The 25,851-nt window shown below is 71.6% G+C and carries 27 protein-coding genes and 1 pseudogene; 5 read left to right on the forward strand and 23 right to left on the reverse strand.

All coding sequences use genetic code 11. The annotated features are described in order from the left end of the window. Window positions 1–3 precede the first annotated feature (3 nt). Window positions 4–642, forward strand: coding sequence for a dTDP-4-dehydrorhamnose 3,5-epimerase family protein (locus ABTZ03_RS26280; protein ID WP_350515532.1), 639 nt, complete (start codon window positions 4–6; stop codon window positions 640–642). On the opposite strand, the gene ABTZ03_RS26285 is transcribed toward ABTZ03_RS26280, so the two are convergent. Then, on the reverse strand, window positions 633–2,039 hold the full coding sequence (locus ABTZ03_RS26285; protein WP_350515533.1) for an NDP-hexose 2,3-dehydratase family protein: 1,407 nt from the start codon (window positions 2,037–2,039) through the stop codon (window positions 633–635). The genes ABTZ03_RS26280 and ABTZ03_RS26285 overlap by 10 nt on opposite strands. A gap of 193 nt (window positions 2,040–2,232) precedes the next feature. Between ABTZ03_RS26285 and ABTZ03_RS26290 the strand changes: the two genes are divergently transcribed. Then, window positions 2,233–3,276 carry a Gfo/Idh/MocA family protein gene (locus tag ABTZ03_RS26290; RefSeq protein ID WP_350515534.1) on the forward strand — a complete coding sequence of 348 codons (1,044 nt, stop codon included), beginning with the start codon at window positions 2,233–2,235 and terminating at the stop codon, window positions 3,274–3,276. A gap of 285 nt (window positions 3,277–3,561) precedes the next feature. On the opposite strand, the gene ABTZ03_RS26295 is transcribed toward ABTZ03_RS26290, so the two are convergent. Then, window positions 3,562–4,512, reverse strand: coding sequence for an MBL fold metallo-hydrolase (locus ABTZ03_RS26295; RefSeq protein WP_350515535.1), 951 nt, complete (start codon window positions 4,510–4,512; stop codon window positions 3,562–3,564). Between the two features lie 221 nt (window positions 4,513–4,733). On the opposite strand from ABTZ03_RS26295, the gene ABTZ03_RS26300 reads away from it, so the two are divergent. Both ABTZ03_RS26300 and ABTZ03_RS26305 read left to right on the forward strand, forming a co-directional pair. Beyond that, the gene (locus ABTZ03_RS26300) at window positions 4,734–5,783 is read left to right on the forward strand and encodes a serine hydrolase domain-containing protein (protein WP_350515536.1); all 1,050 of its coding nucleotides are present in this window, start codon (window positions 4,734–4,736) and stop codon (window positions 5,781–5,783) included. Window positions 5,784–5,788: 5 nt separating this feature from the next. After that, window positions 5,789–6,556, forward strand: a complete 768-nt coding sequence (locus ABTZ03_RS26305; protein ID WP_502894591.1) for an SDR family NAD(P)-dependent oxidoreductase — start codon at window positions 5,789–5,791, stop codon at window positions 6,554–6,556. Window positions 6,557–6,650: 94 nt separating this feature from the next. Here the strand turns inward: ABTZ03_RS26305 and ABTZ03_RS26310 are convergent, their stop codons facing one another. The 14 genes from ABTZ03_RS26310 to ABTZ03_RS26375 form a co-directional block, all read right to left on the reverse strand. Further along, window positions 6,651–7,511 (reverse strand): class I SAM-dependent methyltransferase, encoded by an 861-nt coding sequence (locus tag ABTZ03_RS26310; protein WP_350515579.1) that lies wholly within the window; start codon window positions 7,509–7,511, stop codon window positions 6,651–6,653. Between the two features lie 131 nt (window positions 7,512–7,642). Further along, on the reverse strand, window positions 7,643–8,326 hold the full coding sequence (locus ABTZ03_RS26315) for a beta/alpha barrel domain-containing protein (RefSeq protein WP_350515538.1): 684 nt from the start codon (window positions 8,324–8,326) through the stop codon (window positions 7,643–7,645). Next, a complete protein-coding gene (locus tag ABTZ03_RS26320) occupies window positions 8,323–8,991 on the reverse strand; it encodes a phosphoribosylanthranilate isomerase (RefSeq protein WP_350515539.1) in 669 nt (222 codons plus the stop codon). Before ABTZ03_RS26320 ends, ABTZ03_RS26315 begins: the two co-directional genes overlap by 4 nt. Further along, window positions 8,991–9,671, reverse strand: a complete 681-nt coding sequence (locus tag ABTZ03_RS26325; protein WP_350515540.1) for a transglutaminase-like domain-containing protein — start codon at window positions 9,669–9,671, stop codon at window positions 8,991–8,993. Before ABTZ03_RS26325 ends, ABTZ03_RS26320 begins: the two co-directional genes overlap by 1 nt. A gap of 72 nt (window positions 9,672–9,743) precedes the next feature. Then, complete coding sequence (locus ABTZ03_RS26330; RefSeq protein WP_350515541.1) at window positions 9,744–10,883, reverse strand: acyl-CoA dehydrogenase family protein; 1,140 nt, start codon at window positions 10,881–10,883, stop codon at window positions 9,744–9,746. Further along, window positions 10,883–11,257: an ectoine synthase gene (locus ABTZ03_RS26335; protein ID WP_350515542.1), complete on the reverse strand. Its 375-nt coding sequence runs from the start codon at window positions 11,255–11,257 to the stop codon at window positions 10,883–10,885. The genes ABTZ03_RS26330 and ABTZ03_RS26335 overlap by 1 nt, the downstream gene beginning before the upstream one ends. Continuing rightward, a complete protein-coding gene (gene trpA, locus ABTZ03_RS26340; RefSeq protein ID WP_350515543.1) occupies window positions 11,254–12,120 on the reverse strand; it encodes a tryptophan synthase subunit alpha in 867 nt (288 codons plus the stop codon). Before trpA ends, ABTZ03_RS26335 begins: the two co-directional genes overlap by 4 nt. Further along, window positions 12,113–13,156 carry an anthranilate phosphoribosyltransferase gene (locus ABTZ03_RS26345; RefSeq protein ID WP_350515544.1) on the reverse strand — a complete coding sequence of 348 codons (1,044 nt, stop codon included), beginning with the start codon at window positions 13,154–13,156 and terminating at the stop codon, window positions 12,113–12,115. The genes trpA and ABTZ03_RS26345 overlap by 8 nt, the downstream gene beginning before the upstream one ends. A 2-nt stretch (window positions 13,157–13,158) precedes the next feature. Continuing rightward, complete coding sequence (locus ABTZ03_RS26350) at window positions 13,159–13,422, reverse strand: acyl carrier protein (protein ID WP_350515545.1); 264 nt, start codon at window positions 13,420–13,422, stop codon at window positions 13,159–13,161. Between the two features lies 1 nt (window position 13,423). After that, entirely contained in the window at window positions 13,424–15,013 is a 1,590-nt protein-coding gene (locus tag ABTZ03_RS26355) for an AMP-binding protein (protein WP_350515546.1), read from the reverse strand. A gap of 249 nt (window positions 15,014–15,262) precedes the next feature. Further along, a complete protein-coding gene (locus tag ABTZ03_RS26360; protein ID WP_350515547.1) occupies window positions 15,263–15,526 on the reverse strand; it encodes an acyl carrier protein in 264 nt (87 codons plus the stop codon). Between the two features lie 83 nt (window positions 15,527–15,609). Continuing rightward, complete coding sequence (locus ABTZ03_RS26365; RefSeq protein ID WP_350515580.1) at window positions 15,610–16,806, reverse strand: ketosynthase chain-length factor; 1,197 nt, start codon at window positions 16,804–16,806, stop codon at window positions 15,610–15,612. Window positions 16,807–16,871: 65 nt separating this feature from the next. Then, a complete protein-coding gene (locus ABTZ03_RS26370; protein ID WP_350515548.1) occupies window positions 16,872–18,137 on the reverse strand; it encodes a beta-ketoacyl-[acyl-carrier-protein] synthase family protein in 1,266 nt (421 codons plus the stop codon). Between the two features lie 314 nt (window positions 18,138–18,451). Beyond that, the gene (locus ABTZ03_RS26375; RefSeq protein ID WP_350515549.1) at window positions 18,452–19,408 is read right to left on the reverse strand and encodes an aromatase/cyclase; all 957 of its coding nucleotides are present in this window, start codon (window positions 19,406–19,408) and stop codon (window positions 18,452–18,454) included. 196 nt (window positions 19,409–19,604) lie between these two features. Between ABTZ03_RS26375 and ABTZ03_RS26380 the strand changes: the two genes are divergently transcribed. Beyond that, window positions 19,605–20,060, forward strand: coding sequence for a nuclear transport factor 2 family protein (locus ABTZ03_RS26380; RefSeq protein WP_350515550.1), 456 nt, complete (start codon window positions 19,605–19,607; stop codon window positions 20,058–20,060). A gap of 74 nt (window positions 20,061–20,134) precedes the next feature. Here the strand turns inward: ABTZ03_RS26380 and ABTZ03_RS26385 are convergent, their stop codons facing one another. The 7 genes and pseudogenes from ABTZ03_RS26385 to ABTZ03_RS26415 form a co-directional block, all read right to left on the reverse strand. Then, on the reverse strand, window positions 20,135–20,590 hold the full coding sequence (locus ABTZ03_RS26385) for an ester cyclase (RefSeq protein WP_350515551.1): 456 nt from the start codon (window positions 20,588–20,590) through the stop codon (window positions 20,135–20,137). Between the two features lie 36 nt (window positions 20,591–20,626). Continuing rightward, on the reverse strand, window positions 20,627–21,700 hold the full coding sequence (locus tag ABTZ03_RS26390) for an alcohol dehydrogenase catalytic domain-containing protein (RefSeq protein WP_350515552.1): 1,074 nt from the start codon (window positions 21,698–21,700) through the stop codon (window positions 20,627–20,629). Beyond that, on the reverse strand, window positions 21,697–22,557 hold the full coding sequence (locus ABTZ03_RS26395; RefSeq protein ID WP_350515553.1) for an NAD(P)H-binding protein: 861 nt from the start codon (window positions 22,555–22,557) through the stop codon (window positions 21,697–21,699). The genes ABTZ03_RS26390 and ABTZ03_RS26395 overlap by 4 nt, the downstream gene beginning before the upstream one ends. Before the next feature lie 210 nt (window positions 22,558–22,767). Then, window positions 22,768–23,589: an AfsR/SARP family transcriptional regulator gene (locus ABTZ03_RS26400; RefSeq protein ID WP_350515554.1), complete on the reverse strand. Its 822-nt coding sequence runs from the start codon at window positions 23,587–23,589 to the stop codon at window positions 22,768–22,770. Window positions 23,590–24,179: 590 nt separating this feature from the next. Beyond that, window positions 24,180–25,025, reverse strand: a complete 846-nt coding sequence (locus ABTZ03_RS26405; protein ID WP_350515555.1) for an AfsR/SARP family transcriptional regulator — start codon at window positions 25,023–25,025, stop codon at window positions 24,180–24,182. 40 nt (window positions 25,026–25,065) lie between these two features. Beyond that, a pseudogene (locus ABTZ03_RS26410) lies at window positions 25,066–25,398 on the reverse strand (FAD-dependent monooxygenase); the annotation flags it as partial. Between the two features lie 37 nt (window positions 25,399–25,435). Further along, complete coding sequence (locus ABTZ03_RS26415) at window positions 25,436–25,825, reverse strand: FAD-dependent monooxygenase (protein WP_350515557.1); 390 nt, start codon at window positions 25,823–25,825, stop codon at window positions 25,436–25,438. Window positions 25,826–25,851 lie beyond the last annotated feature (26 nt).

Here is a 25,851-nt window from a genome sequence, read left to right on the forward strand (position 1 = left end):
CAGATGAAGACCGACGGGCGCACCGCCCCGGACACCGCCGCCCCGATCACCGCGCGGGCGCTGAAGGTCGAGGGCGCCTTCGAGTTCACGCCGCGGGTGCACGCTGACGAGCGCGGGATATTCCTCTCCCCGCTCCAGGGCGAGGAATTCACCCGGGCCGTGGGCCACCCGATGCCCGTCGTACAGACCAACTACAACCGGTCGGCGCGGGGGGTGCTGCGCGGGGTGCACTTCACCACCACCCCGCCCGGACAGGCGAAGTACGTGCACTGCGCCCGGGGCCGGGCGATGGACTTCGTGATCGACCTCCGGCTGGGCTCCCCCACGTTCGGCGTCTGGGACACGGTAGCGATGGACACCGAGTCCTTCCACGCCGTCTACCTCCCGGTCGGGGTGGGACACGCATTCCTGGCCCTGGAGGACGACACCGTCATGTCCTACCTGGTGTCGTCCCCCTACCGGCCGGGCCTGGAGCAGTCCCTCGACCCGTTCGATCCGGCCCTGGCCCTGCCCTGGCCGAAGGGCCTCCCGCTGACCCGGTCGGAGCGGGACACCCACGCCGTCAAACTGGCCGAGGCTCAGACGCGGAGCATGCTCCCGCGCTACGAGGACTGCCTGGCGGTCACCGACACCTACCGGTGATCCGGCACCGCCCCGGCCAGGGCCCGCTCGCAGACCGCAGCCGGGGCGGCGGGCTGGAAGCCGAGCAGGGCGAGCAGGGTGCGCGCCTCCACGTTGAGGTGGCTGCCGTGCCGGACGAACCCGATGAGCTGGCGCACCGTCATCCAGGTGAACTGCGGCGGCACCTGGAGCGGGAAGTCCTCGTCCGTCTCGACGAGCATGTAGCGGATTCGGGCGTGGTAGAAGCGCCCGCCCTCCTCGGACTGCACGGTGTCGAACCGGATCCGGTCGGGCCCGGCGGACAGCACCGTGTCCAGGAACACCGGCGCTGTTCCCGGACCGTAGTCGGCGGGCTGGCACTGCACGGTCGGGGCCAGCTCGACGCGAGCCAGCGCCCCGGTCTCCACGCGTGCCTGCACCAGCAGGTGCAGTACCCCGTTCACCCGCTTCGCCAGGAAGGCCGCCACACCCTGGCTGTTCGGCATGAACATGGGCTGGGACCAGCCGGACACCTCCCGGTTGGAGGCCTGCACCCGTACGCCGAGCACGGTGAAGTGGCGGCCCTCGTCGTGGACGACGACCCCGTCGCGCGTCGACCAGTGCACGGTGTCCGCCAGCGGGACGACCTCGCGGGTGAGGGTGCAGCGCTCCTTGGCCAGCGCCAGGTGCCGCAGCAGTTCGGTGGTGCCGTTCAGGCGCCATCCCTGCGGCTCCCACGAGGCGGCCAGCGCGCCCTGGAACGAGTCCGGGTCGGGCCCGGCGCCCACCGCCCCGGCGGGCCGGCGCAGGCCGACGGCTCCGGAGAGCACCGTACGGGTGTCCATGTTGATCAGGTCGTCGGTCTGCAGCAGTTCGGCAATCTGGTCGAAGGACAGCCAGCAGAACTCGTCCAGGAGCGGGACGTCCTCGTCGGTCTGCACGACCATGTTGCGGTTGCGCTTGGCGAGGAACCAGGACGCCTGCTCGGACTGGAGGGCGTCGGACAGGACCCGGCCGCGACCCGGCGTCAGGAAGTACTCCAGGTAGGGCACCGGGCGGCCACCGTGTACGCCGGTGTAGTTGCTCCGGGTGGCCTGCACGGTCGGCGAGAGCTGGACCAGGACGGCGTTGCCCGGCTCCATCTTCGCCTGGAGCAGGCAGTGCGGCACTCCGTCGAACTCCTTGACCAGGATGCCGAGGACGCCCTGTTCCGGCTGGACGATGATCGGCTGCTGCCAGGCGTCCACGGCGCGGCCCGAACGCGTGACGGCGAGGCCCCGGACGGAGAAGAACCGCCCACTGCGGTGGACCAGGTTCCCGGTCCCCTCCTCCCGCGACCAGCCGTCCAGCCGGTCCACGGGCACCCTCGTCACCTCGTACGTCTGCGCCGCGCAGACCTGCTCGAACCAGCGGTGGAATGCCGTCGTGCTGGAGAACATGGGGTCCCCTCGTCGGATCGTCCGGACCCCCTGACGGGGCCCCGTACGGGGTCGGCCGCGACAGCCGCAGCGGCCACCAGCAGCCTCACCGACGCCGCTCGCCCCCCTCTTGACCCGGGATCGAGTCAGGACCGAGCCGCCCCGGCCACCGTTGGCGCGTTCGAGCCCGACCGAGGACGACTGGAGTCCCGCCATGCCTGTTCCCTCCCATGGAACCCCGGCCGCGTCGCCTGCACGCGGGACGGGCCCGGCCGCCGACCCGGTACTGCGCCTGGGCGTGCTCGGCTGCGCCGGGATCGCGCGCCGCCGGATGCTGCCCGCGATGGCCGCCCATTACGCCGTGGAACTGCGCGCCGTCGCCAGCCGGTCGGCCGACCGGGCCGCGGCCACGGCGGTGCCCTACGGGGCCCGGCCCGTCACCGGGTACGCGGAGCTGCTCGCCGATCCCTCGCTGGACGCCGTCTACCTGCCGCTGCCAGCCGCGCTGCACGCCCGATGGGTCGCGGCGGCCCTGGACGCCGGCAAGCACGTCCTGGCCGAGAAACCGCTGACCACGGACCCGGCGCGGACCCGCGCGCTGCTGGAGCGGGCCCGGGCCCTGGGCTTGGTGCTGCGCGAGAACACGATGTTCGTCCACCACGGCCAACATGCGGCGGTGCGCCGACTGCTGGCCGACGGGGCGATCGGGGAGCCGCGCGTGCTGCACGCCGCGTTCACCGTGCCCGCGCCCCCGGAGGGGGACATCCGCTACGACCCGGAGCTGGACGGCGGCTGCCTCGCCGACATCGGCCTGTACCCGGTACGGGCCGCGGTGCACCTGCTCGGCACGGAGCTCGACGTGGCCGGCGCGGTGCTGTCGGCCACCCCCGGGCGACGGGTGGAGACCTCCGGTGCCGCGCTGCTGCGTCGGGCCGACGGCGTCAGCGCGCAGCTGACCTTCGGCATGGAGCACGCCTACCGGTCGCGGTACGAGCTGTGGGGCAGCGAGGGACGGATCACGGTGGACCGGGCGTTCACCCCGGCCGCCGACCACCGCCCCCGGCTCCTTCTCGAACGGGCCTCGGGCACCGAGACGGTGACCCTGCCGGCCGAGGACCAGGCAGCGGCGACTCTCACCGCGTTCGCCGCCGCCGTCCACGGCCGGCCGGGCGGCGCTGGCGACGAGGTGGAGTTGCTGGCCCAGGCGGACCTGCTCGCGCGGATCCGGCGTACGGCGGCCTCCGGGTCCGGCCGCTGAACCGGTCCCGGAGGCCGCCCCCGGACAGGGCGATCAGGACGGCGTGGGCGAGCCCGAGGGGCGTCTCCTGAGGCAGGTAGGTCACGTCGAGGCTGAACGCTGACCCGTCGCCGACGGCCGCGCGGATCTCCGCGGCGGTCTCTCCCACCACGATGCCGACACCGGTGATGCCGCCTCCGCGACGGCTTCCAGCACGCCTGGGTCGTGCCGCGGTGGACGCCCGACGGCGCGTGGCGCTGCCCGCACGTGCCGGTGCGGCGGGAGGGCCGCCCCGCGCCCGGGACCTCAGGCGAGGCAGCAGGGAAGCCCACCGTTGTACTCGATCATCTCGCGCAGCGCTGTCTCCATGACGGGCATCGCCAGCGCCTGCGCGGCCTCGGTGCCGGCCAGTTCCGCATAGGCGCGGTGCAGGTTGGGCACCAGGCGCTCGGGGTCGAGGAGATCGGCGTACGGCCCGAGGTCGCTCTCCCGGGCGGTCTCGATCGGGGTGAGGCCCGCGGCGCGGCCCTGCTCGGCCAGATCCCGGACCAGCCGCAGGTACCCCTCCACGGTGTCGAAGACCTCGGGGCCCGAGACCGGGCCGTGGCCGGGCACGACCGTGGTCGCGCCGAACGCACGGAGCCGCTCCAGGGCGGCCAGGGAGCCGGCGATCGATCCCATCAGGCAGAACGGGGTCACCCCCGCCATCACCAGGTCCCCGGTGAACAGGACCCGCTGCTCGGGCAACCACACGACGGAGTCGTTGGAGGTGTGGGCGCGCGGCCCCACGTGCACCACCTCGGCACGACGCGATCCGACGTGCAGGGTGAGGGCGTCCCGGTAGGTGACGGCCGGCGGCACCAGCTCGATGGCGCCCCAGTCCACGTCGGGCCACAGACCCGTCAGGTGCAGGCCCGAGGCGATCATCTCCGAGCGGGTGCGCTCGTGACCGACGACCAGCGCCTCGGGGAAGAGGAAGTTGCCGAAGCCGTGGTCGCCGTGGAAGTGGGTGTTGACGACGGCCTTCGGGGCAGCCGGGTTGAGGCGCAGCGCGGCCTTCCGCAGGGCGCGGGCCCGGGACTCGGTCGCGACGGTGTCGACGAGGACGCTCAGGCCCTCGGAGACGATCACGCCTGCGTTGTTCAGGCACCATCCGCCGGGCGGCTGGACAAAGGCGTGGACGCCGTCGGCGATCTCCGCCGTCCGGGCGGGCGGCGGAGCGGGGGCAATGACGGGGGCGGTGGTGCGTGACGGCACGGCCGGTCTCCTCACACGCGTTCGGCGGACGCACCGAGTCTGTCCGCACCGACTCGCGGCTCGGTTGAAGGTCCGCTGAGGAACGGTGGGCGGGCCAGGCCCGCCGGAAGGTTCCGTGTGCCGTCCGGCTCCACCGAGGCTCCGGCGTACCTCCACGGGGCGCGAAGAGGCTCGATCCGATCGGACATGTGACGACTGCTACCCGATGGGGGTTTCGCAAGATGACTTCGGCTCTTCAGGAAGCCGTGCAGGGCGCGGCTGACCGCCTGGTCGCGGCGGGCGCGGCGGGCGTCCAGTTCCGGGTCGCCCGGGGCGACGACGCGTTCGTCGTGACCTCGGGCGTCGCCGAGCTGGGCACCGACCGGCCGGTGCCGGCCGACGGCCGCTTCCGAGTCTCGTGCCTCACCAAGCCGTTCGTGTCGGTGGTGGTGCTCCAGCTGGTCGCCGCGGGCAAGATCGTCCTCGACAACACGGTGGAGAGCTACCTGCCCGGCCTGCTGCCGTACGGCGAGAAGATCACCATCCGCAACCTGATGCAGCACACCAGCGGCCTGTACAACTACTCGGACTCGTTCCAGAAGCCGGGCGACCGGTTCCTGCGTGACCGCTACAAGCACTATGAGCCGGCCGACCTGATCGCCATCGCCGCGGCCAAGCCGCTGGAGTTCGAGCCCGGCTCCAAGTTCGCGTACTGCAACACCAACTACTTCGTCATCGGCCTGCTCATCGAGAAGGTCACCGGCCGCTCCTACCGCACCGAGATCACCGAGCGGGTGCTGGAGCCGCTGAAGCTGGCCGAGACGGTGCTGCCGGGCGACGACCCGAACATCCCCGGCCCGCACGCCCGCGGCTACATGCAGATCGGCGGCGAGCCGGTGGACGTCACGCTGATGAACCCCTCCGAGGCCGGCTGCGCCGGGGAGATCATCTCCACCACCCGCGACCTGGACACCTTCTTCTCGGCCCTGTTCAGCGGAAAGCTGCTGGACGAGCCGGAGCTGACTGAGATGACCACGGCGCTGCCCGAGGACATGATCGAGAACCTTCCGATGGGCATCGGCTACGGCCTGGGCATCATGAAGCTGGCGAACGACGCCGGCCTCGACCTGTGGGGCCACGGCGCTGGCATCCCCGGTTACGCTACATTCGCGGCCACCACCCGCGACCTGTCGGCCCGCGTCCAGCTGTCGTTCACCATCGGTGACAAGAACTTCGGCCCGGAGGCCGAGCAGGCCGTCATCCGCGGTGTCAACATCGCCCTGTGCTCCTGAGGGTGATGATGACGCAGGCGGCGCATTTCGAGGGCAAGTGCGTGATCATCACCGGCGGCGGCACCGGGATTGGTGCGGCGAGTGCCCGGGCGTTCGCCGAGGACGGCGCCCGGGTGCTGGTCGTCGGCCGGACCGAGGCGAGGCTGAAGGAGACCGCGGCCGGCCACGAGCGGATCCGGACGCTGGCGGCGGACGTCGACGACCAGGACGCGCCCCGGCTGATCGTGGAGCGGGCGCTGGAGGAGTTCGGCCGGATCGACGTGCTGGTCAACAACGCGGCCGTCACCGGGTTCGTCGCCCTTGACGGTCTGGAGCGGGACACGGTCCGGGCCCAGCTCGGCACGAACCTGCTGGCCCCGGTCTTCCTCACACAGGCCGCCCTGGGGGCCCTGAAGGAGACCAGGGGCGTGGTGGTCAATGTCAGTTCGGCCGGCTCGCTGGGCCGCCGGGCCTGGCCGCAGAACTCCGTCTACGGCATGGCCAAGGTGGCGCTGGACTTCCTCACCCGGACCTGGGCGGTGGAACTGGCGCCGCGCGGCATCCGCTGCGTGGGCGTCGCGCCCGGTGTCGTGGACACCGGACTCGGCGTCCGGGCCGGGATGCCCGAGGAGGCCTACCGGGACTTCCTGGAACAGGTGGCCGGGCAGATCCCGTCCGGCCGGGTGGGCCGCCCCGAGGAGATCGCCTGGTGGATCGTGCAGCTGGCACGCCCCGAGGCGGCGTACGCCAACGGCACTGTCCTCGCGGTGGACGGCGCCCTGTCGGTGGTCTGAGGACGTCGACGACGTACGGAACGGCGCCCGGCCGGGACATCCCGGCCGGGCGCCGTTCCGTACGCTCCGTTCCCCGCCTTCCTCGTCCGGTGTGTCAGCGGGCAACGGTGGCCGTCACGTAGCGGACGGGGACCTCGATGTGAACGGGGCCGCCGTTCTCGCGCAGGGCGTCGAGGGCGGTGATGAGCCGCGTGCGCAGGGCGGCGGCCTCGTCCTCGGGCAAGTGCTGCCACAGCAGCCGCATGCCCTGCGTGTGCGACCAGTCCACCCAGGCCTCGCCGGACACCGCGGTCATGTGGACGTTCTCGTCGGTGATCCGCACATCGGTGAAGCCGGCCTTGTCCAGGGCGGCCGTGAGGTCCGCGGGGGTCTCCAGCCAGGAGTGCAGCTGCTGGTGCAGCTGCTCTGGATGCCAGGCCGATGGCAGGTGCTCCAGCAGAGACATCGGGATCAGCTCGGTGAACATCGGGGGCAGGAAGGGGAAGGTGTCCCGGGTGAAGACGGGGCTGGTGAAGGCGATCCGGCCGCCGTCGCGCAGCAACCCCGCGTAGCGGGCGAGTGCCGCCCGGGCGTCCGGCAGGAAGATCACGCTGTAGCTGCCGAGCATCAGGTCGAAGGAGCGGGCTGGCAGGTCGGGGTGCTCGCCGTCCATCACGCGCAGTTCGACGTTGCGGATCCCCTGGCGCTCGGCCTCCCGGCCGGCCTCCTCGACCATCGCCTCCGCGATGTCGATGCCCAGTGCGGTGCCGTTCGGGCCGATCCGCGTGGCGGCGGGCAGCAGGGTGGCGCCGAGGCCGCACCCGATGTCCAGGAGCCGCTGGCCCGGCTGCGGAGCGGCCAGTTCCACCAGCCTGCGGCCCATCGGCGTGAAGAACTCCACGCCCAGCCGGTCGTAGGTCGCCGCGGCCTCGTTGAAGGCGTCGGTGACTTTCGTCTTGTACAGCGCGCTGTCCACATTCAACTCCGGGTGGTCGTATTCGGGTTGGGTGCCCACGGGCGGGGAACCACTTGCTGGCCCCATCCTGCGGACCGCAGCACGGGGCGTACTGGAGCGTTCGTCGAGGGGCGGTCGATGCCGCGCGGAGCTCAGGCGCGGGCCTGGTCCAGCCGCGCGCTCCATGCCGTCAGGCTGGGCGCGCGCAGCAGGCCGGTGCCGATCAGCAGGCCGTGGAATCCGGCGTCCAGCAGCCGGGCGGCCCGGACCGGGTCGGCGATGCCGCTGGCGCTCACCGCGCAGCGGGTACCGGTGCGCAGTACTGCGGGCAGCAGGTCCGTGCTGCGGTCCGGGTCTCCGGGGAGCCGTTCGCGGGTGGCGATGTCCTTGTTGTTGACGGCGACCACGCAGTGGGGTCCGCGCGGCACCGCGGCGGCCTCCGCCTCGTCGGCGACCTCCACGAAGGGGGTTAGCCCGAGCTCTAGGGCGTGTCCGGCCAGCCGGGCCAAGATATCGGCGGGCAGCAGTTTCGCGGTCAGCAGGACCGCCGAGGCGCCGAGCTCGTGGGTGCGGGCGAGCTGCCTGCGGCTGGTGACGAAGTCCTTGCGGAGCAGGGGCAGGTCGGTGAGCGCGGCGACCTCGGCGAGCAGCTCCTCGGTGCCACCGAACCAGTGTCCGGTGACCACCGAGATGCAGGGTGCACCCGCCTCCTCGTAGCGGGCGACGACCTCGGCGACCGACCGGCCGCCCAGCAGGTCGTTGCCGTCGGCGTCCTGCCGTTTGACCTCCATGATCAGGGGGCGGTCGGCGGAGGTGAGCGCTTCGGTGAAGGTCAAGGTGTCTTCCAGGCGCGGACCAGGTCCGCCGTTTGCGCTCCGTCGAGCAGGCCGGCGTCGCCCCGGACGGCGGAATCCACGTCGATGCCGAGGAATCCGGGGTGCGCGAGAGTGGCGCCGAACCGGTCCCGGTTGTCCGGGCGCAGGCCGCCTGCGAGCAGGAAAGAGCGTTCCATGCGGTCGGCCAGGGCGGCCGCCGTGGTGTCGTCCAGGGTGTGCGCGGTGCTGCCGACCCGCCCGTCGTCGGTGGCCGAATCCAGTAGGAACAGGTCGGTTCCGGCTCGTTCGTAGGCTCGGATCAGGCTCGCCTCTGGGCATGAACCTCCGCGGACGTGCAGCACCTTGACGATGTGCACCCGCTCGGGGAGTTCCGCGCGCAGGGCGCGGACCAGGGCGGGCCGCTGGTAGCCGTGGAGCTGGACCCAGTCGGTGCCGGCACCGGCGGCGATCCGGGCCAGGGCCGTGGGGTCGGAGCCGAAGGTGACCAGTACGGACCGCAGCCGGCCGGTGGCCCGGGCCTCTGCGGCCAGCTCGGCCAGCCGCCCGGCGGGCAGGTCCGCGCGGCCGCGGGAGACGCCGTGCCACAGGCCGAGGAGGTCCGCGCCGGCGTCTGCGACGGCCCGGACCTCCTCGGCAGTGGTCGCACCGCAGACCTTGACGAACACTAGGCCCTCGCCGCCGTGTCGTGGGCGTCTCGAGCAAGGGAGCCGCCGACGAACCGGGGGCACTCGCCCTCGAACAGTCCCGGGTGCGCGGCCCGCAGGTCGGCGATGACCCGCGCGTAGGGCAGGTCGTCGAACTCGCCATGGAAGCGCAGGAACTCCATCTGCTGGCGTCCCTGCTCGTCGAAGGGGTGGTGGAGGCTGTCGGCCGTACCGTCGAACTCCAGCGGGGCCATCCGGTACAGCCGGCACAGCGTCCGGTTGAAGACCGGGGTCGCCTTCACCCAGCGGTCCTGCAGGTGCACGGCAGCCAGGCCGTGCTGGTGGAACACGTCGCCGCCGAGCAGCCGTTTGAGCCGGTCGGAGGCGAGGTGGTTGCGCACGTCGGTGAGGACCAGGCGGGCGGGGATCCCCAGCGAGCGCAGGCCGGCGGTGTACAGCACCGATTTGTGCAGGCACATGCCAGAGCCCGTGGTCGCCACCCGGCTCGCGCGCAGTCCCTCGCGGGACAGGTCTGCTCCGTACACCTCGTAGCGGATGCCGTCGCGCACGGCGTAGTACAGCGCCACTGCCTGCTCGGTGGGGGTGGTGGCGCTCGCCGGGACGCGGGCGCGGACGAAGGCGCGGACCTCGGGGCTGTCGTGGTCGATGAACTCGGTCGCGGCCAGGGCCTCGGTGGCCACGGCTGCGGCTCCGGATCCGGCTCCGGACTGGAGGTTCATGGTGGTGTGATCCGCTTTCGTTCGGGGTCGGGTTCAGAGGCCGAGAATCGAGGCGATGCGGTTGCGCTGGATCTCTGAGGTCCCGGAGTAGATGGTTCCGCCGACCGAGTTGCGCAGCTCCTTCTCGATGCCGTACTCGGCCATGTAGCCGTTGCCGCCGAAGATCTGCACGGCGGCGAGCGCGGAGGCGAGGTTCGCCTCGCTGGTGACGAGTTTGGCGATGGCCACGTCCTTGGCGGCGTTCTCGCCAGTGACGATCTTGCGAGCGGCGGAGAACAGCCAGTAGCGGGCGGTCTCCACACCGATCTCCATGTCCACGATCTTGTGGGAGACGGCCTGGTAGGAGCCGATCGGCTTGCCGGACTGGGTACGCGTGCGGGCGTACTCGACGCACCGTTCGACACGGTCGCGCATCTCCCCCGCGTTGACGGCGAAGGAGCAGAGGATCTCCCAGCGCATCACGTGGTCCAGGACGAGGAAGCCGCCGCCCGGCCGGCCGAGCACCCGCGAGGCGGGGATGCGGCAGTCGTCGAAGAACAGCTCGCTCAGCGGCGAGGTGCGCAGCCCCATCTTGGGGATCGGCTTGCCGACCGTCAGGCCGGGGGTGTCGCGGTCCACCAGGAAAGCGGTGGTGCTCAGCGGGCCCAGGCGGTCGCTGGTCCGGGCGTAGACGGTGATCAGGTCGGCGACGGGCCCGTTGCTGACGAAGGCCTTGCTGCCGTTCAGGACGAAGGAGTCGCCGTCGCGGACCGCCCGGGTGTGCATGGCCAGGGCGTCCGAGCCGCTTTCCGACTCGCTGATGGCGTGAGCGCCGATGAGCTCCCCGGAGCACAGGCGCGGCAGGTGGCGTTCCTTCAGCTCATCCGATCCGAACCGCTGAAGCGGGACACCGGTGCTGACGATGTGGCTGGTCACGGAGAAGTTCAGCCCAGCGTCGCGGCAGCCCTGTCCCAGGCCTTCCAGGACGTACAGGGTGGTCACGAGGTCCTGGCCGAGCCCTCCCCAGCGTTCCTCGAAGGGCAGGCCGAGGATTCCCGTCGCGCGCAACAGGTCCCACTGCTCCCAGGGGAAGACCGCCTCGGCGTCGCGTTCGACGTGCCCTTCGCTGATCTTGCCGAGCAGCGGCTGCAGACCCTCCCGCAGCCGCTGCTGGTCATCGGTCCAGATGGTCATCAGTACTGGGAGAACTCGGGGGATTCGAGGTTGTGGACCTCGTCGCCGCGCAGCGCCGGGGTGAACATGCAGACCAGGCGGAGGTCTTCGTGCGGACTGGCGATCAGCCAGTGCGCGTCGTGCTCGTTGAGGGCGTAGAGGGTGCCCGGGGTGATGGGGTGCGAGTCGCCGGCGGTGTCCACGACCTCGCCGCTGCCCTCGATGCAGTAGCAGGCCTCAAGGTGGCGGCGGTACTCCAGGCGGGATTTGGTGCCGGCCCGGACGATGGTGTCGGTGACGGTGTAGCCGAGGCCGTCGGACTCGGTGAGGAACCGGCGGCTGAAGCCGTTGCCCCAGTCGACGCTGCGGACCTCGTCGAGCTTGCGGATGATCATGATGGGTTTCCTTTCGCAGGGTATTCAGGGGACGGGCGGAGCAGCTCCCGTACGAAGGAGGCGAACTCCTCGACGGGGTCGCGCCCTTCACTGAGGGCTTGTTCGATCCGGGCGACGCCAGCGCTGCCGACGACCGCCGCGTCCGCGCCGAGGCCCTCCAACGCGGCGATGTCGGCCCGGGTGCGGATGCCGAAGCCGACCGCGACCGGGGCCGTGGCCTCGGCGCGAAGCGCGGTCAGCGCTGCGGCCAGGCGGTCCGGGTTGGCCGCAGCGCTCGTGCCGCTGCGGCCGAAGTGGGCGACCAGGTAGACGTAGGCGGAGGCGTGCCGGGCGGCCTCGGAAACGGTCTGCGGGTTCGAGACCGCGTAGCAGGTGGTGACGAGCGGCAGTTTGGCGCCGCGCGCCGCCGCGTAGTGGGCGGCGCGGAGCCGGGGCGGCAGCCCGTGCAGCAGCAGTGCGTCGCAGCCCGCGTCTGCGACGGACCGCGCCACGTCCCCCAGATCGGTGCCCTTAACGCTGTGGCTCCAGTCCACGAGCAGGGCGATGCGCAGCCGGCGTAGGCCCGGCCGAACGGCGGCCACCGCGTCGAGGACGGAGTCCGGTGTGACACCGCCGGCCAGCGCGCGGTCGGCGGAGCGGCGGATCACCGGCCCGTCGGTGACGGATCCGGGGAACGGGACGGCGAGTTCCAGGCAGTCGACACCGTTCTCGTCGAGCATCGCGGTGAATTCCGGCAGCGCGGCAAGGGGCGGGTCGCCGGCGTTGGCGAACACGGCCAGTCCCGCCCGCCCCGGGCTCCGCCCGGCGAAGAAGCCGGGACGGGCATCGGGATTCAGGGCCGTGACGGGCATGGCATCAGGCATGCGCAGCCTCCGGAGACCGCAGTCGTTCGACCCGGGAGAGGGCCGAGCCGTCCCGCAGCGCCGCGTCGGCGGCTGCCAGCGCCTCGTGCCAGTCGCCGGTCAGCCGGCCGGCCACGGCGAGCGCCGCGGCGTTGAGGCAGACCGTCTCGCGGACCGTCGGGCTGCACCGCCCGGCGAGTACGTCGAGGAACAACTCGGCGGCCCGGTCCACGCCGCCTTCGGGGACGGCGAGGTCGGCCAGGCGGCCGCTGCCGAGCCCGAGCTCGCCGGGGGTCAGCGCGAACTCGCTCTCGACCCCGTCCTCGTAGGCCCGGACCTGGTTGGCGGTGAACCCGAGCAGTTCGTCGGCGCCGGCGTCGTTGACAGCCAGCCAGACAAACCGGCCGGTGGCGCGCGAGACGTACTCGGCGGCGTGCCGCAACCCCTCCACGTGCCGGGGCCGGGAGACGCCTGTCACCTGCGCGCGGACCGGCATGTCGGCGAGGAAGGGCCCGAGCGTGTTGACGAAGGAGCCCAGTCGGCGTATGTCCAGCGGCGCCACTGCCCGGGCGAGGAGGGTGACCTCCTGCGGGTAAACGAAGAACCCGGCGAAGGCGATGCCGCAGCGCTCCAGGACCTCCTGGGTGTGCTCGTACGAGGTGGTCGGCGTGATGCCGAGCCGTTCGAGCAGGTCGATGGAGCCGAAGCGGCTCGTGTAGGCCCGGGAGCCGGTCTTGACGACGGGGACGCCCATGGCCGCGGCGACGAAGGCCGCCGCCGTGGAGATGTTGAAGGTGGCCGGGCCGCCGCCGGCGCCGACGATGTTGACGGCAGCGGCGAAGGCATCGGCGGGGCGCGGCGACCGGCGCTCGTCCAGAGACTCCAGCAGCCCGTGCAGGGTGTCGCGGTCGGGCATCCGGGTGGACAGCGAGGCGAGAAGGGCCGCGGCTTCACCCCGGAGCAGGCCACCGGCGTGCAGCCGGTCCCAGAACGAGCGCCACACCGGCAGTTCCACCGGGCGGTCGCGGCTGATGAGCGAGACGACGGCCTCGTGCATGGCTACGCGGCCCCCGCGGTCTCGGGCGCGGACTCCTCGATGAACGCGGCGATCGTCGCGACCGTGGTGAAGGACTCCGGGTCGAGGTCGACGGTGTCGGCGTCGATCCCGTAGCGGTCCTCCAGCCAGGCGATCACCTTGAGCAGCCCGAGGCTGTCCACGATGCCGTTCTCCAGGAGGTCGAGGTCGTCGGCCAGTTCGCCGACGGGCACGTCGGGCAGGAACTCCTCGACGATGAATGCCTTGACAGCCTGGACGTGGGTCATGTCAGTTCTCCTTGGCGAGATGGGCCTTGGCGGCGAGGTCGCGGTCAACCTTGCCGGTCGAGGTCCTGGGAAGCGGATCGTCGGTGATCCGCAGAGTCGAGGGGACGGCCGCGCGCGGCAGCCGAGCCGCCAGGTGCCCGCGCAATGTCAGGCTGTTGAGACCGGAGCCGGTGGCGCGCCGTACAACGGCGTGCAGCAGGCGTCCGGCGACGGGGTCGGGCAGGGCCAGCACGGCCGCCTCGGTGACGTCCGGGTGGGCGAGCAGGACGCTCTCCGCTTCCCCGGCGTTGACCCGGACCCCGCGCACCTTGACCTGGAAGTCGGTGCGCCCCTCCAGGGTGAGCGAGCCGTCCTGGTGTCGGCGTACGAGGTCGCCGCTGCGGAAGTACCGGCGCGCTCCCGCGCCCGACGGATGCGGTACGAAAACCTGCGCGGCAGCGGCCGTCCCGAGGTAGCCGTCGGTCTGGAAGGGCGTGGAGACGAGGAGTTCGCCGGTGCCCGGTCCCTCCAGGACACGCCCGTCACCGTCGGCGAGGAAGTGGTCGACGCCGGCCAGCGGGCGGCCGAGCGGCATCGGGGTGGCGGCCTCGGCCCGGGCGTCGGTCACCTCGTACCAGAAGCTGTCGTTGGTCTCGGTGCACCCGTAGACGTTGTGCAGCCGGGCGGCGGGCATCAGGTGCGGCAGCCAGGCGAGCACCGGCCCGGGCAGGGCGTCGCCAGTGAAGACGGCGTGGCGTACGGACGGCAGGACCGACCCGGTGTCCTGTGCGGCGTCAGTGATCAGTCGGAAGAACATGGGCACGCCCTGGACCACCTCCGCCCGGTAGCGGTCGAGCAGGGCGAGCAGGCGGGGGCCGCTCAGCGCCTGGTCGGCGTCGACGAGGACGACCCGGCCGCCGTGGGCGAGGGTGGTCCAGACGTCGAGCAGGCACAGGTCGAAGTTGAGCGGCGCGTAGTTGAGGACGGTGGAGCCGGGACCGATGCCGAAGGCGTCGCCGGCCCAGTGGACGAACGCGTCGACGGCCTCCACGCCCAGCGGCACGATCTTGGGGAGTCCGGTGGAGCCGGAAGTGGTCAGCAGCAGGGCGGGTTGTTCGGATGGAGGCGCGGGCGCTTTCCCCGGGCCGGCGTCCGCGTGGTCCGGTTCGTCGTCCGTGTCCGGGCCGGCGGCCTCCGCCGGATCCAGCACCTCGCACACGCCGGCCTCGCCGTACAGCCGCTCCAAGGCGTTGGCGCCGAGGGTGGCCGAGGGCAGCAGGACCGGCCGGCGCTCCAGCAGACAGGCGAGGACCAGCGCGACGGTGTCGGGCGACTTCACGGCGGGGACGCCGACCGGCCCGTCGCCGGTCAGCCGGTCGAGGCGGGCACGCCGCGCCTGGGCGCGCCGCAGCAGGGTCCCGTAGTCGATCTCCTCGTCGCGCCAGACCAGGGCCGTCGCACGCGGGCTCTGGCGGGCGTGGGCGAGGAATCCGTCGACCAGGCTGCGGTAGTGTCCCGAGGGCCCTCCCGGCACGCCCGGGAAGTCCGGAGCCACCTGAGCGGCCTCCGCGGCCCCCGGGGTGTCCGGTACCGTGTCCACGCTGCTGCCCACAGCCCTTCCCCCTTGTTCGTATGCCGGTCTTGTGGATCCGATGGTGGTTTTGCGCTCTTGAGGCCCGATGGAGCCCTGCTGAACCCCTGGGCGGCCGGGGACCGGCGGTCGCGGGGCACCGCGAGGCTGAGCGGGAGGCCCCTCTCCGGGGACGATCGCTCCTCGCCTCACGGGCCTCGGCACGACGGACGGACGGACGGCCGTACCCGGCGGTCCCCCACCAGTGGCCGTCGATGCCCCGGCCGGAGCTCAGGCGGCGGTGCGCTCGGACAGCGCCCGGTTGACGAGTTCCAAGTACTGGCGCGGCGTCTCGGCCTCGAAGACGGCCTCATCGTCCAGGAGCACCCCCCATTCCCGCTCGACACGGCCCGTGGTCTGGAGCATGGCCAGCGAGTCGTAGCCGAGACCGGCGAACGAGACGTCCTGGATGTCGCCGTCCAGGTCCACGCCCTCGTTCTCGCCTGCGGACTCGCGCAGCAGGACGGTCAGGTCGGTGAGTTCGAACCGGGTCACGTCATACCTCGTATTCCTCATGTACGGACGTGTGAGCGTCCATCGCGATGTGCTTCGGTACGGCGGGGCTGCGGCGGCGTGGTTCAGGCGCGGACCACGGCGGCGGCGTTGAAACCGCCCCGGCCGCGCGCCAGTACCAGCGCCGTCCGCAGCTCCACACCAGTGCGCGGGGTGCCGATCACCAGGTCCAGAGGACAGTCCTCGGCCGGGCGCTCGGTACCGATGGTGGGCGGGATCACCTGGTCGCGCAGCGAGAACAGCGCCGCGGCCAGGTCGAGGGAGGACCCTCCGGCGGAAAGCCGGCCGGTCATGCTCTTGGGAGCGGTGACGGGCACGCCCCGCTCACCGAACAGCTCGGAGATCGCCCGCGCCTCGGCACGGTCGGCCTCCCGCTCGCCGGCGGCGTCGGCGAAGACCACGTCGACCTGGTCGGGCCGCACCCCGGCGTCGGCCAGGGCGAGTGCGGCTGCGGCGCCGAGCCGACAGCCGCCGGACTCCGGGGACGGGTCGAAGGTTGCGGCGTAGCCGGCGACCGACCCGTACACGCGGGCTCCGCGGGCCCGGGCGGCCTCCGCGTCCTCCAGCACCAGGAGGGCGCCGCCCTCACCGGGCACGTACCCGCAGGCGCTCGCCGAGAAGGGAAGGAAGGCACGGTCCGGATCCTCGCTGGCGCTCATGCGTCCCTCGGCAACGTGCGCGACCCAGCCCCACGGGCACAGGGCGGAGTCGACGCCGCCGGTGACGACGAGCGAGGACCCCTTGCGTAGCTGGCGGCGGGCCTGAGCCACAGCGTCGAGCCCGCCCGCCTGTTCGGTCACCAGCACCCCGCTGGCGCCCCGCAGCCCGTGCAGGATGGAGATCTGGCCGGTGTTGACGGCGTAGAACCAGGCGAAGGACTGGTAGGCGCTGACGTACTGGCCGCCCTGGCTCCAGAGGGCCTGGAGCTCGCGCTGGCCGAACTCGAAGCCGCCGGCCGAGCTGGAGGTGACCACCCCGGCCGCGTACTCCGGGAGTTCGGCCGGGTCCGCCCCGGCGTCGTCCAGCGCCTCCTTGGCGACCGCCAGGGACAGCCGGGTCACCCGGTCGGTTTGGGCCATCAGCCGACTGCGCACGTGGTCCTCGGGAACGAACCCAGGCACCTCGCCCGCGAGCTGGGCCGGATAGCCGGAGGCGTCGAAGCAAGTCAGCGGACCGATGCCGTTCTCGCCCCGCAGCACAGCATCCCACCAGGCACGGGCGCCGAATCCGTTGGGGGCAGCGACGCCGATGCCGGTGACCACGGCCTGCGGGCGGCGGGTCGCGCCCGGGCCGTCTTCATGGGGGCGGTCGAGAGCGGACGTGGCGCTCACGCGGCCGCTCCCAGGTGCGGACGGGTGAGGATCATGGCGCTCTGGAACCCGCCGAAACCGCTGCCCACGGTGAGCACCGTGTCGGTCTGCTGCTCGCGGGCCACGAGCGGGGTGTAGTCCAGGTCGCACGCGGGGTCGGCTTCGTGCAGGTTGGCCGTGGGCGGCACGGTGTTGTGCGCGATGGCCAAGGCACTGGCGACCACCTCCAGGGAGCCGATCGCGCCGAGGGAGTGGCCGATCATCGACTTGATGGAGCTGACCGGCACCTCGTAGGCGTGCTGTCCGAGGCTGCGCTTGAACGCCGCCGTCTCGTGGCGGTCGTTCTGCTTAGTGCCCGAGCCGTGGGCGTTGATGTAGTCGACGGCGTCGGGATTGAGCCTGGCCTCGTCCAGGGCGGCGGTGATGGCCTCAGCCATCTCCACGCCGTCCGGCCGCAGACCGGTCATGTGGTAGGCGTTGCTGCGACTGGCGAAGCCCGATATCTCGGCGTAGACCTGCGCTCCGCGGCGACGGGCGTGCTCCAGCTCCTCGATGACTAGGACGGCCGACCCCTCACCGAGCACGAACCCGTTGCGGGTGCGGTCGAAGGGCCGCGAGGCCGTCTCCGGCTCGTCGTTGCGCGGGCTGGTGGCCTTGATCGCGTCGAAGCAGGCCACGGTGATCGGGGAGATCGGCGCCTCGGTGGCGCCCGTGATCATGACGTCGGCGCTGCCTTCGCGGATTAGCTCCACCGCGTGGCCGACGGAGTCCAGGCCCGAAGTGCAGCCGGTGGAGACCAGCGACACCGGGCCCTGGGCCCCGGCCAGGCGGGCGACCTCGGCCGCCATCGAGCTGGGCACGAAGTAGTCGAAGAGATGGCGGACAGCCCTGGTGTGGTCCAGCACCCAGTCCGCGCCGTTGCGGCTGACCTGTGCGTACTGCGCGTCGAGGCCGGTGGTGCAGCCGACCGCGCTCCCCAGGGTGACACCGGTGCGCAGCGGGTCCAGCTCTGCGGCCAGTCCGCTGTCGGCCAGGGCTTCACGCGCACTGACCAGGGCGAACTGGGTGGCCCGGTCCAGCCGCGCGGCCTCGGCCGGGGTGAATCCCTGAGCGGCGGGGTCGAAGTCCGCCTCCGCGGCGATACGCGAACGGAACTGCGCCGGGTCGAACAGGGTGATGCCTCGGGTGGCGGTACGGCCGGAAGTGAGCACCGACCAGAACTCCTTGGTGCCCACGCCGCCGGGTGCGACCACTCCGATTCCGGTGATCACAACCCGCCTCATCGGCTTTCCTTCACAGTTGTCCTCCAGAGAGTCACGATGACAGCGCGGATCGCCGCCACGCGCGGGACGCAACCACCGCACGTGATTTCGAGCCTCGCCGACCTTCCTGGAGAACCGCTCGAACAGCCCCTCTCTCCCACTGGACGGGACGCGACCACGACCGGCACGCCCCACTTCGGGGTGCCGACCGTCTGAACCCGCGTCCCGGCGCCGGGACTCGCCCTGCCCGCCCTCGTCGAACGGCGCCACCCCGCCGGCAGGGCTGGCGGGGTGGCGTGGGGGGTGGGGGGTGGGGGGAGAAGGAGGGTGGGGTCTCAGCGGGCCAGGGCAGCGGTCTCCGCGAACTGCTTGGCGAGGTTGAGGGTGGCGCCGGAGTTCCGGCCGAGGGCCTCGCGGACGTAGCGGCGGGCGGCGGCGACGTCCGCGTCCGGTCCGAGGATCCGCTCGATGTTCTCCGGCCGCAGCACGACGCTGTGCTGCGAGGTGACGGTCACCCCGGTCCCGTCGTGCCTGACGGACCATTCACCGGTGTGGGCGGCCATCAGGGCCGGGGTCGCGGTCTGCTTGTACACGATGCGTACGGCGTCGGGGAAGCACACGCGGACCGATTCGGTGGTGTGGACCGAGCCGTCGGCTGTGCGGGTGTCCATCGACATGACCTGCACACCCGGCGTCTCCTCGACCAGGTCCAGGCGGTCCACGTGCGGGACCCGCTCCGGCCAGTCGCCCACCCGGTACAGGAAGTCGTAAACGAGCTCCGCCGGTCCCTCGACATGCACCGAGTCCTCAAAGGACAGCACGAGGTCGTCCAGCTCGGTCCAGCGCTCGGCGAGCGTCCTGAGACGGCCCAGTTCGGACTCGCTGTTGGTGTCGGTGGCCCGCAGCACCCACTCGACGTCTTCGGCGCGGTCGTCAGCCACGGTGAAGTCGTGGAGCAGGGTCAGCCGGGTGGAGGTCGCGCCGAGCTCCTCGACGATCCAGATGCCGCCCATGCCGGTCAGCGGAGCAGCCGGAATCTCCTGGCGGAACTCGATGCGGCGGCGGCCAGGGTCCAGTTCGCGGCGCGAGGTCCAAGTCTTCACCGTGCTGTTGGCGGTCGCCCACAGCCGCAGACGCTCATGCCGCCCGTCGCCCTCGAGGCGCTCGACGTGAACGTTCGGCGGGAAATATAGCGGCCACTTCTCCGTGTCCGCGATGATCCCGTAGACGACCCCCGCGGGTGCGGCGATCTCCACCTCGTGCGACGTACGGTGCACCTGTTCAGCGGACACCTTTCCCACCCTTCGCTGCTTGGCTCTGCGGTGGATCCGACGGTGTCCCGGATCACTGGAGGCCGGGCGGAAGGCGGCTGGAGGGTGCGGAACCCCAAGGCCGCAAGGGGAGGAACCGGCAGTCGAGGGATCCTCGAAGGGGGTGCGACCCGCGGCGCACAGCATGGGCGCAACCAAGGAACGAAACGGAGACCTCATGACGACCGCGCCCGACCTCGCCCCCGGAACCACGGCCTGGAACGCCCCGCTCCACGCCGAGGTGCAACAGTTCTACGCGCACCAGATGCAACTCCTCGACCTCGCCGAGGCGGAGCGCTGGGCTGCGACCTTCACCGAGGACGCGACCTTCGCCGTGCCGACGCTGCCGGAGCCCGTGCGGGGCCGGGCCAGCCTGATCGTGGCGACGACCCGCAGCCACGCAGAGCTCGCCGCGGCCGGGCAGCGGCACCGGCACTTCATGGGCATGCTGGACGTCCGGCCCCGCCCCGACGGCGCCGTGGCCGTCCGCTCGTACGCCATCGTCTACGCCTCCGAGATCGGCGGCGAGTCCCGGGTGCACCGGGTGTGCGTCTGCGAGGACGTGCTGGTCCGGGGTGAGGGCGGCAAGCTGCAGGTGTCGGCCCGTACGGTCACCCGGGACGACCTAGCCTGAGCCCGGGCGCGTCAGCGCCGGCCAACGGCAGTCCCCCGCGGGAACCCAGGGGTTCCCGCGGGGGATCGGCCAGCTCAGAGGACGTCGGCGGGGACGAACTCCAGCTTCTTCAGCATCGGCAGATAGTTGAAGACGTCATAGTGCTCGATGATCTGGCCTGCGTCGTTGAATAGAAGCTCCTCGAGCATGAACCAGCTCACCTTCTTCCCGGTCGGGGCCTTGCCGAAGAACTGGCCGAGGTGGGTGCCGGTCACCGTGATACGCAGGATGACGCGGTCGCCCTCGGCGACGATGCTCTTGACGTCCAGGTGGAGGTCGGGGAAGGCGGCGAGGCCTCCTTGCATGGCGCCGATCATCTGTTGGGTGTCGACCAGGCGGTCCTCGGAGAAGTGCTTGACGTCCGGGGCCCAGTGCCTGGTGATGCCGTCCAGCTCCCAGCGGTTCCAGGCGGCGGCACAGGCGAGCGCGATCTCCTTGTTGCGCACCTGCACGCTCTGGCCGGCGGGACGCTCGTTCACCGTTGCGGTCATGGTGGAATTCCCTCGTCTGATACGGAGTGGAAAGGCTCAGGGAGTCAGGACGTGTTTGCCGACGCTGCTGCCGACCAGCAGGGCGCGCACTGCGGCAGCGGCTCCGTCCAGCGGGTGGCGGCCGGCGATGCGGGGAGTCAGGACGCCGTCTGCAGCGAGCCTGCACAGCTGCGCGTAGTCGGTGTTGAAATCCGGGCCTGGCTTGACGTAGTACATGCTCATCCGGCGGCCCCGAGTGAGGCCGAGGAGCCGGGCGAAGAAGCGGGTCACGGTACGGCGCAGGGCCGGGACATGCGGCCGGAACCACTGCCCGGGGCGGTAGCCCGCCACGGAGGAGTCGAAGGAGACCAGGACGCCGCCGCGGGCGAGCATCATCCAGCTGGCGTCGAGGCCCCGGCCGCCGATGTGGTCGAAGACGGCCTGGACGCCCTGCGGGGCGAGTTCACGCACGGCCGCGACGATGTCGGGGGTGTGGTAGTCGAGCGGCTCCGCACCGAGCTCCCGCACGGTGTCGTGCTTGGCGGGCGAGGCGGTGCCGATGACCCGCAGGCCGTGGTGGACGGCGAGCTGGGTGAGCAGGGCGCCGACGCCCCCGCTCGCTCCGTGTACCAGGACGGGCCGGCCCGGCCGCAGGCGGGCGAGGCGGTGCAGCATCTGGTAGGCGGTGACCCCGTTGGCGACCAGGGCCACGGCCACGGCCGCGTCTAGCTCCTCGGGGACGGCGGCCAGGGTCTTGGCGGGCAGTTCGACGAATCGCTGCCAGGCGCCCTTGCGGGGCATGGCAGCGACCCGGTCGCCGCTCTTCCAACCGGTGACGCCGGGGCCGACCTCGACGATCCGCCCGACCAGGTCGTAGCCGGGAACGAAGGGGAACCTGGGAGGGAACGGGTGGAGGTGCTGGAGCATCTGCACCTCGGCGTAGGACACGCCGGCTGCCTCCACCTCGACCAGGACGCTGCCCTTGCCGGCGGTGGGCCGGGTGCCCTCGGCGGTGTGGATCCGCTCCTCGGGTTCGCCGCTGCCGGTCATCCGCACCAGCGCGTTGGCGCCGGTGCGGGGCGTCCCGTCAGCGGTGCCGGATGCGGGCTGCTCGACGGAGTCCAGGCTCATGCCGTGCTCTCCAGCGACTGCGGGGCGAAGTCGACGGCATGGTCGGCGGCCCAACGGGCGAAGGTCAGTGCGGGGCGGCCGGTGACCTTCTCGACGGTGTCGACCGGGGTGGGTGGGTTGACGACCGCGTCGGCGAGGTAACGCAAGACCATCTCGACCACCTGCGCGGGCATGACCTGGCCCATGGCCTCCCGGGCCCGGTCCGCGGTGATCTCCTCAAAGGCGACCGGGCGGCCGATGGCCCGGGCGATCTGCCGGACCTGCTCGACCTGGGTGAGGGCCTCCGGTCCGGTGAGCACGTAGGCTCGGCCGGCGTGCTCACCGGACCGGAGGGCGGCCACGGCCACGGCCGCGACGTCGGACTCGTGGATCAGCACCCGCGTCGCGTTGCCGTAGGGGGCGCGCACGAGGCCCTCTGTACGGATGGAGTGGCCCCACTTCCACAGCACGTTCGTCGCGAACTCATCGGGGCGGACGAAGGTCCATTCGATGCCGGACTCCTCCACGGCGCGCTCGACGGCCCGGTGGTACTCACCGCTGTGGTTGTCGCCTGAGGTGTCGAGGACCGAGGAGGAGGAGAGGACCACGATCCGGCGGACACCGGCCTCCTTGGCCAGAGCGACGACCTCGCGGGCGGTCTCCGGTACCGGAAAGAGGTAGAGGCGGTCCACTCCGGCAAAGGCCGCGCGCAGGCTCTCGGGCTTCTCCAAGTCGCCCTCGAAGACCTCGACCGGCTCCGGCAGAGCCGCGGTGGCCGGGTTGCGCGTTACCGCTCGCACCGACTCACCCGCCGCGACGAGCTGACCGACCAAAGGCCGGCCCACGGCCCCCGTCGCTCCAGTCACCAAGATTGTCACGTGCCTGCTCCACCCTGTTCGGCCCGGTTGTTCCGGGGGCTCTCGCTCGGTCGTGCTGCCCAGCCTCGGGCGCGCTGGTGGAGGGGCCTTAGAGGGCGCTTCGAGGACGCGTTGGAAAGTAACTCTCCGTACTGCGTGGACGATCACGGGAGCAGCAACGAAGCGGCAGCGGACCGCGGCCGGCCGCGGTCCGCTCGCCAGGCAGGCGCCTCAGCCTACGTACAGGTCGAACGTGGATCCCCGCCGGGAGCCCGCAATCACGTCCAGCGCCGGGTCCACCGCCAGCATCGCCTGGTGGAGCCGCTGGAGCTGCGGCGAGGGCTCGACACCGAGTTCGTCGATTAGGCGCACTCGCAGTCTCCGGTAGATGTCCAGTGCGGTGGCCTGGCGGCCGGAGCGGTAGAGCGCCACCATCGCCTGCGAGTGCAGGCTCTCGTGCTGCGGGTGCCGGGCGATCAGCTCGGTAAGCTCGGCGATGAGCTCGGTGTGTCGGCCCAGCCGCAGGTCGACGTCGATTCGCCGCTCCACGGTCACCAGCCGGCTCTCCTCCAGCCGCATGACATCGATCTCCAGGATCGGGCCCACACGCACGTCGACCAGGGCCGGGCCCTGCCAGAGCCCGAGCGCCTTCCGCAGCCGGGCGGCGGCCCGCTCGTCGTCGCCCGCCTCGAAGGCGCTCTGGCCCTCGGCGACCAACCGGTCGTACTCGTGGACGTCCACGCTCTCCGGGGCGATCTGGAGCAGGTAGCCGCCGTGCCGGGTGGCGAGCACCTCCTTGGCTCCGCCTGGATCGGCCCTCCCCATGGCCGTACCGAGCCTGCGGCGCAGCTGCAGTATGTAGGTCTGCAGCGTGGTGAGCGCGCTCTGCGGCAGTTCGGTGCCCCAGACCTCCTCCATCAGGGTGGGCACGGGCATCACCCGGCCCGGGTAGAGCGCGAGCAGCGCCAGAATCTGGCGCGGTTTGCTGGCCGTCGGAGCAATCGATTCCCCGTTGACCTCGGCGTTCAACGGACCCAGAACCTGAATCTTCACGGTTTCTCCGCTCGTCGTCGAGTTCCCATCGATTTCAAGCCTTCACTCGGGTCACAATAGCGGGGCTCAGGGCAACGACCCAGATTTCTTGAGTCTGTATCAAGCCCACCTCCAACGAGTGAAGTTCTCCAGTCCCCCGGAGCTGCTGCATTCGACGATTCCCGCCGGAAATGTTTGGTAGGGCCGATGTCATGGGAAGTATGGCGCGGTCACACGTGAGCGGGGTGTCGGAATCCGGCACGCTGGAGCGGAGGTTCTGCCGGTCGCCGTCCGGCACCGGCATCGGCACCGGCAGCGTGACTGCTTCCCATCCGGATCCGCTCACGGAACGCTTGCCGCTCCGCGGTCAGACCCCCACCCTGCGGATACCTCATACACCCGGCATACCGCGACGATCACCAACCGTCAGCCCCCACGACAAGACGCCTTCAAGGTCAGTAGACCGTATGAGGTGCGCTGCTTGCGGTGGCAGCGCACCTCATACGGTCTAAACGATTCGGCGTCCTTCCGGTGGTCGCCGGCCCGGCCGGGCGCGCGTCCGGCCCTCGGGGGCGTGCGCGGCCGCGTCATTGGTGTCGAGGGCAGCCATCTCAGCCGGCGCGGAGGAGTCGCTCACCGTTGGTCTCCGCCGCCCCCACGGGGCTGTCGGGGCCGGCCATGAGGATCGAACGCTGCAGCCTGCGCAGTGCGGCCGAAGGTTCAAGCCCGAGCTCGCGCACCAGGGTCTGGTGCAGCCGCTGGTAGACATCGAGGGCCTCGCCCCTGCGGCCGGAGCGGTGCAAGGCCAGCATGAACTGGCCGTGCAGGTTCTCGTGGGTGCGGTACCGGCTGGCCAGCACGGTCAGTTCTGCCAGCAGCTCCCGGTGCCGCCCGATCCGCAGATCGGCCTCGATGCGCTGGTCGAGGGCGCACAGCCGGGTCTCTTCCAGCCGCAGAGCCTCCGTGTCCAGCTGGATGCCGCCGTTCACGTCGGCGAAGGCCGGCCCCGACCACAGGGACAGCGCCTCACGCAGCAGCCGGGCGGCGCCCGGGAAGTCACCCGCGTCCATGGCCCGGTAGCCCCTGCCGGCGAGCCGGTCGAACTCGCGGACGTCGCTGGTGCCGTTACCGGTGTCGAGTAGGTAGCCGCCGGGCACCGTGACCAGCACGTCCTTGGCCGTACGCCGGCCCGCGCCGCCTCCCGCGCCCTCGCCATCGCCCTGCCCCAGGGCCGTCGCGATGAGGGCCCTCAGCTGCAGCACGTAGGTCTGCAGCGTAGTGCGGGCGCTGCGTGGCGGTGTTCCCGCCCACAGCTCCTCGATCAGAGCCGAGATCGGAACGACCTGGTCGGCATGAAGTGCCAGCAGCGCCAGCACCTGGCGCGGCTTGGGGGCGGTAGGTGTGATGGAGCGCCCCTGCTCCCGAACCGCCAGAGTGCCCAGTAATTCGATGTCCACGCTGTACTACTCCCCCTGTCCGTGGATTGGCCGAGCTCAGTCAATCCGGCCTCAGTAAAGCTCCGCCGCAGGGCAGGGACTCCCGGTGGTGGTCCGGGAGGTCCAAGTCCTGGGTGCTGATCATGTCGCCGAACTGCCCGCCTTCGCGGTCGGCCGCCGACAGGCCGCTGAACACCACCCGCAAGGCGTTGAGTTCGGGTCCCGGCCGCATCAGCGCGAGTTGCGTCTGCGTGTTGCCGGTAACCCGCTGGGCCACCGGCTGGCGCTCCGGGTCACAGGTGTCGATCAGCCCTGCGCCCGCCGCTCCGTGCACCGCGGGCGCTGACTTCCAACCCGGGTTGAGCGTGTCCAGCACCCCGGCACCGAGGCCGGTGTGAGCCCTCGGCCTCGTCCCGGACCCCGCCGCCCTTCTAAACGACCTCGATCACCCGGTGCTCACGCAGGATCCGTGCCCCGGCCGCCCAGGCCCGCACCTCGGAAGGTCTTTCAAGCTCCGCCTGACGGCATCTCAGGACCGGCTCCGGTTCCCGTTCGGGGGCCGTGACCACCAAGCCGGGCAGACCCGCGAAGCGGAAGGGGCGTCTGGCCGCGGCGCGGGCGCACGGGGCCGCCCGTCCAGGCAGACGATCTCGCCGAACCGGGCACTGCACAGACCGCGCGTGTAGTGCGGTTGCCTTCGGTTGCTCGGACACGCTGGCCTCCGATTCGAGGAGCGCGGTATCGACTTCGTGCGCGGCCGACTCGGACGCCACGAGCATCCCGACGGGTGGCCCGCCGATCAGCGCCGCCTGCGTCCGCATACGATGCTCCGCCTGCACGGCAGCGC

Source organism: Kitasatospora sp. NPDC096077 (assembly GCF_040303245.1).
Lineage (GTDB): Bacteria > Actinomycetota > Actinomycetes > Streptomycetales > Streptomycetaceae > Kitasatospora.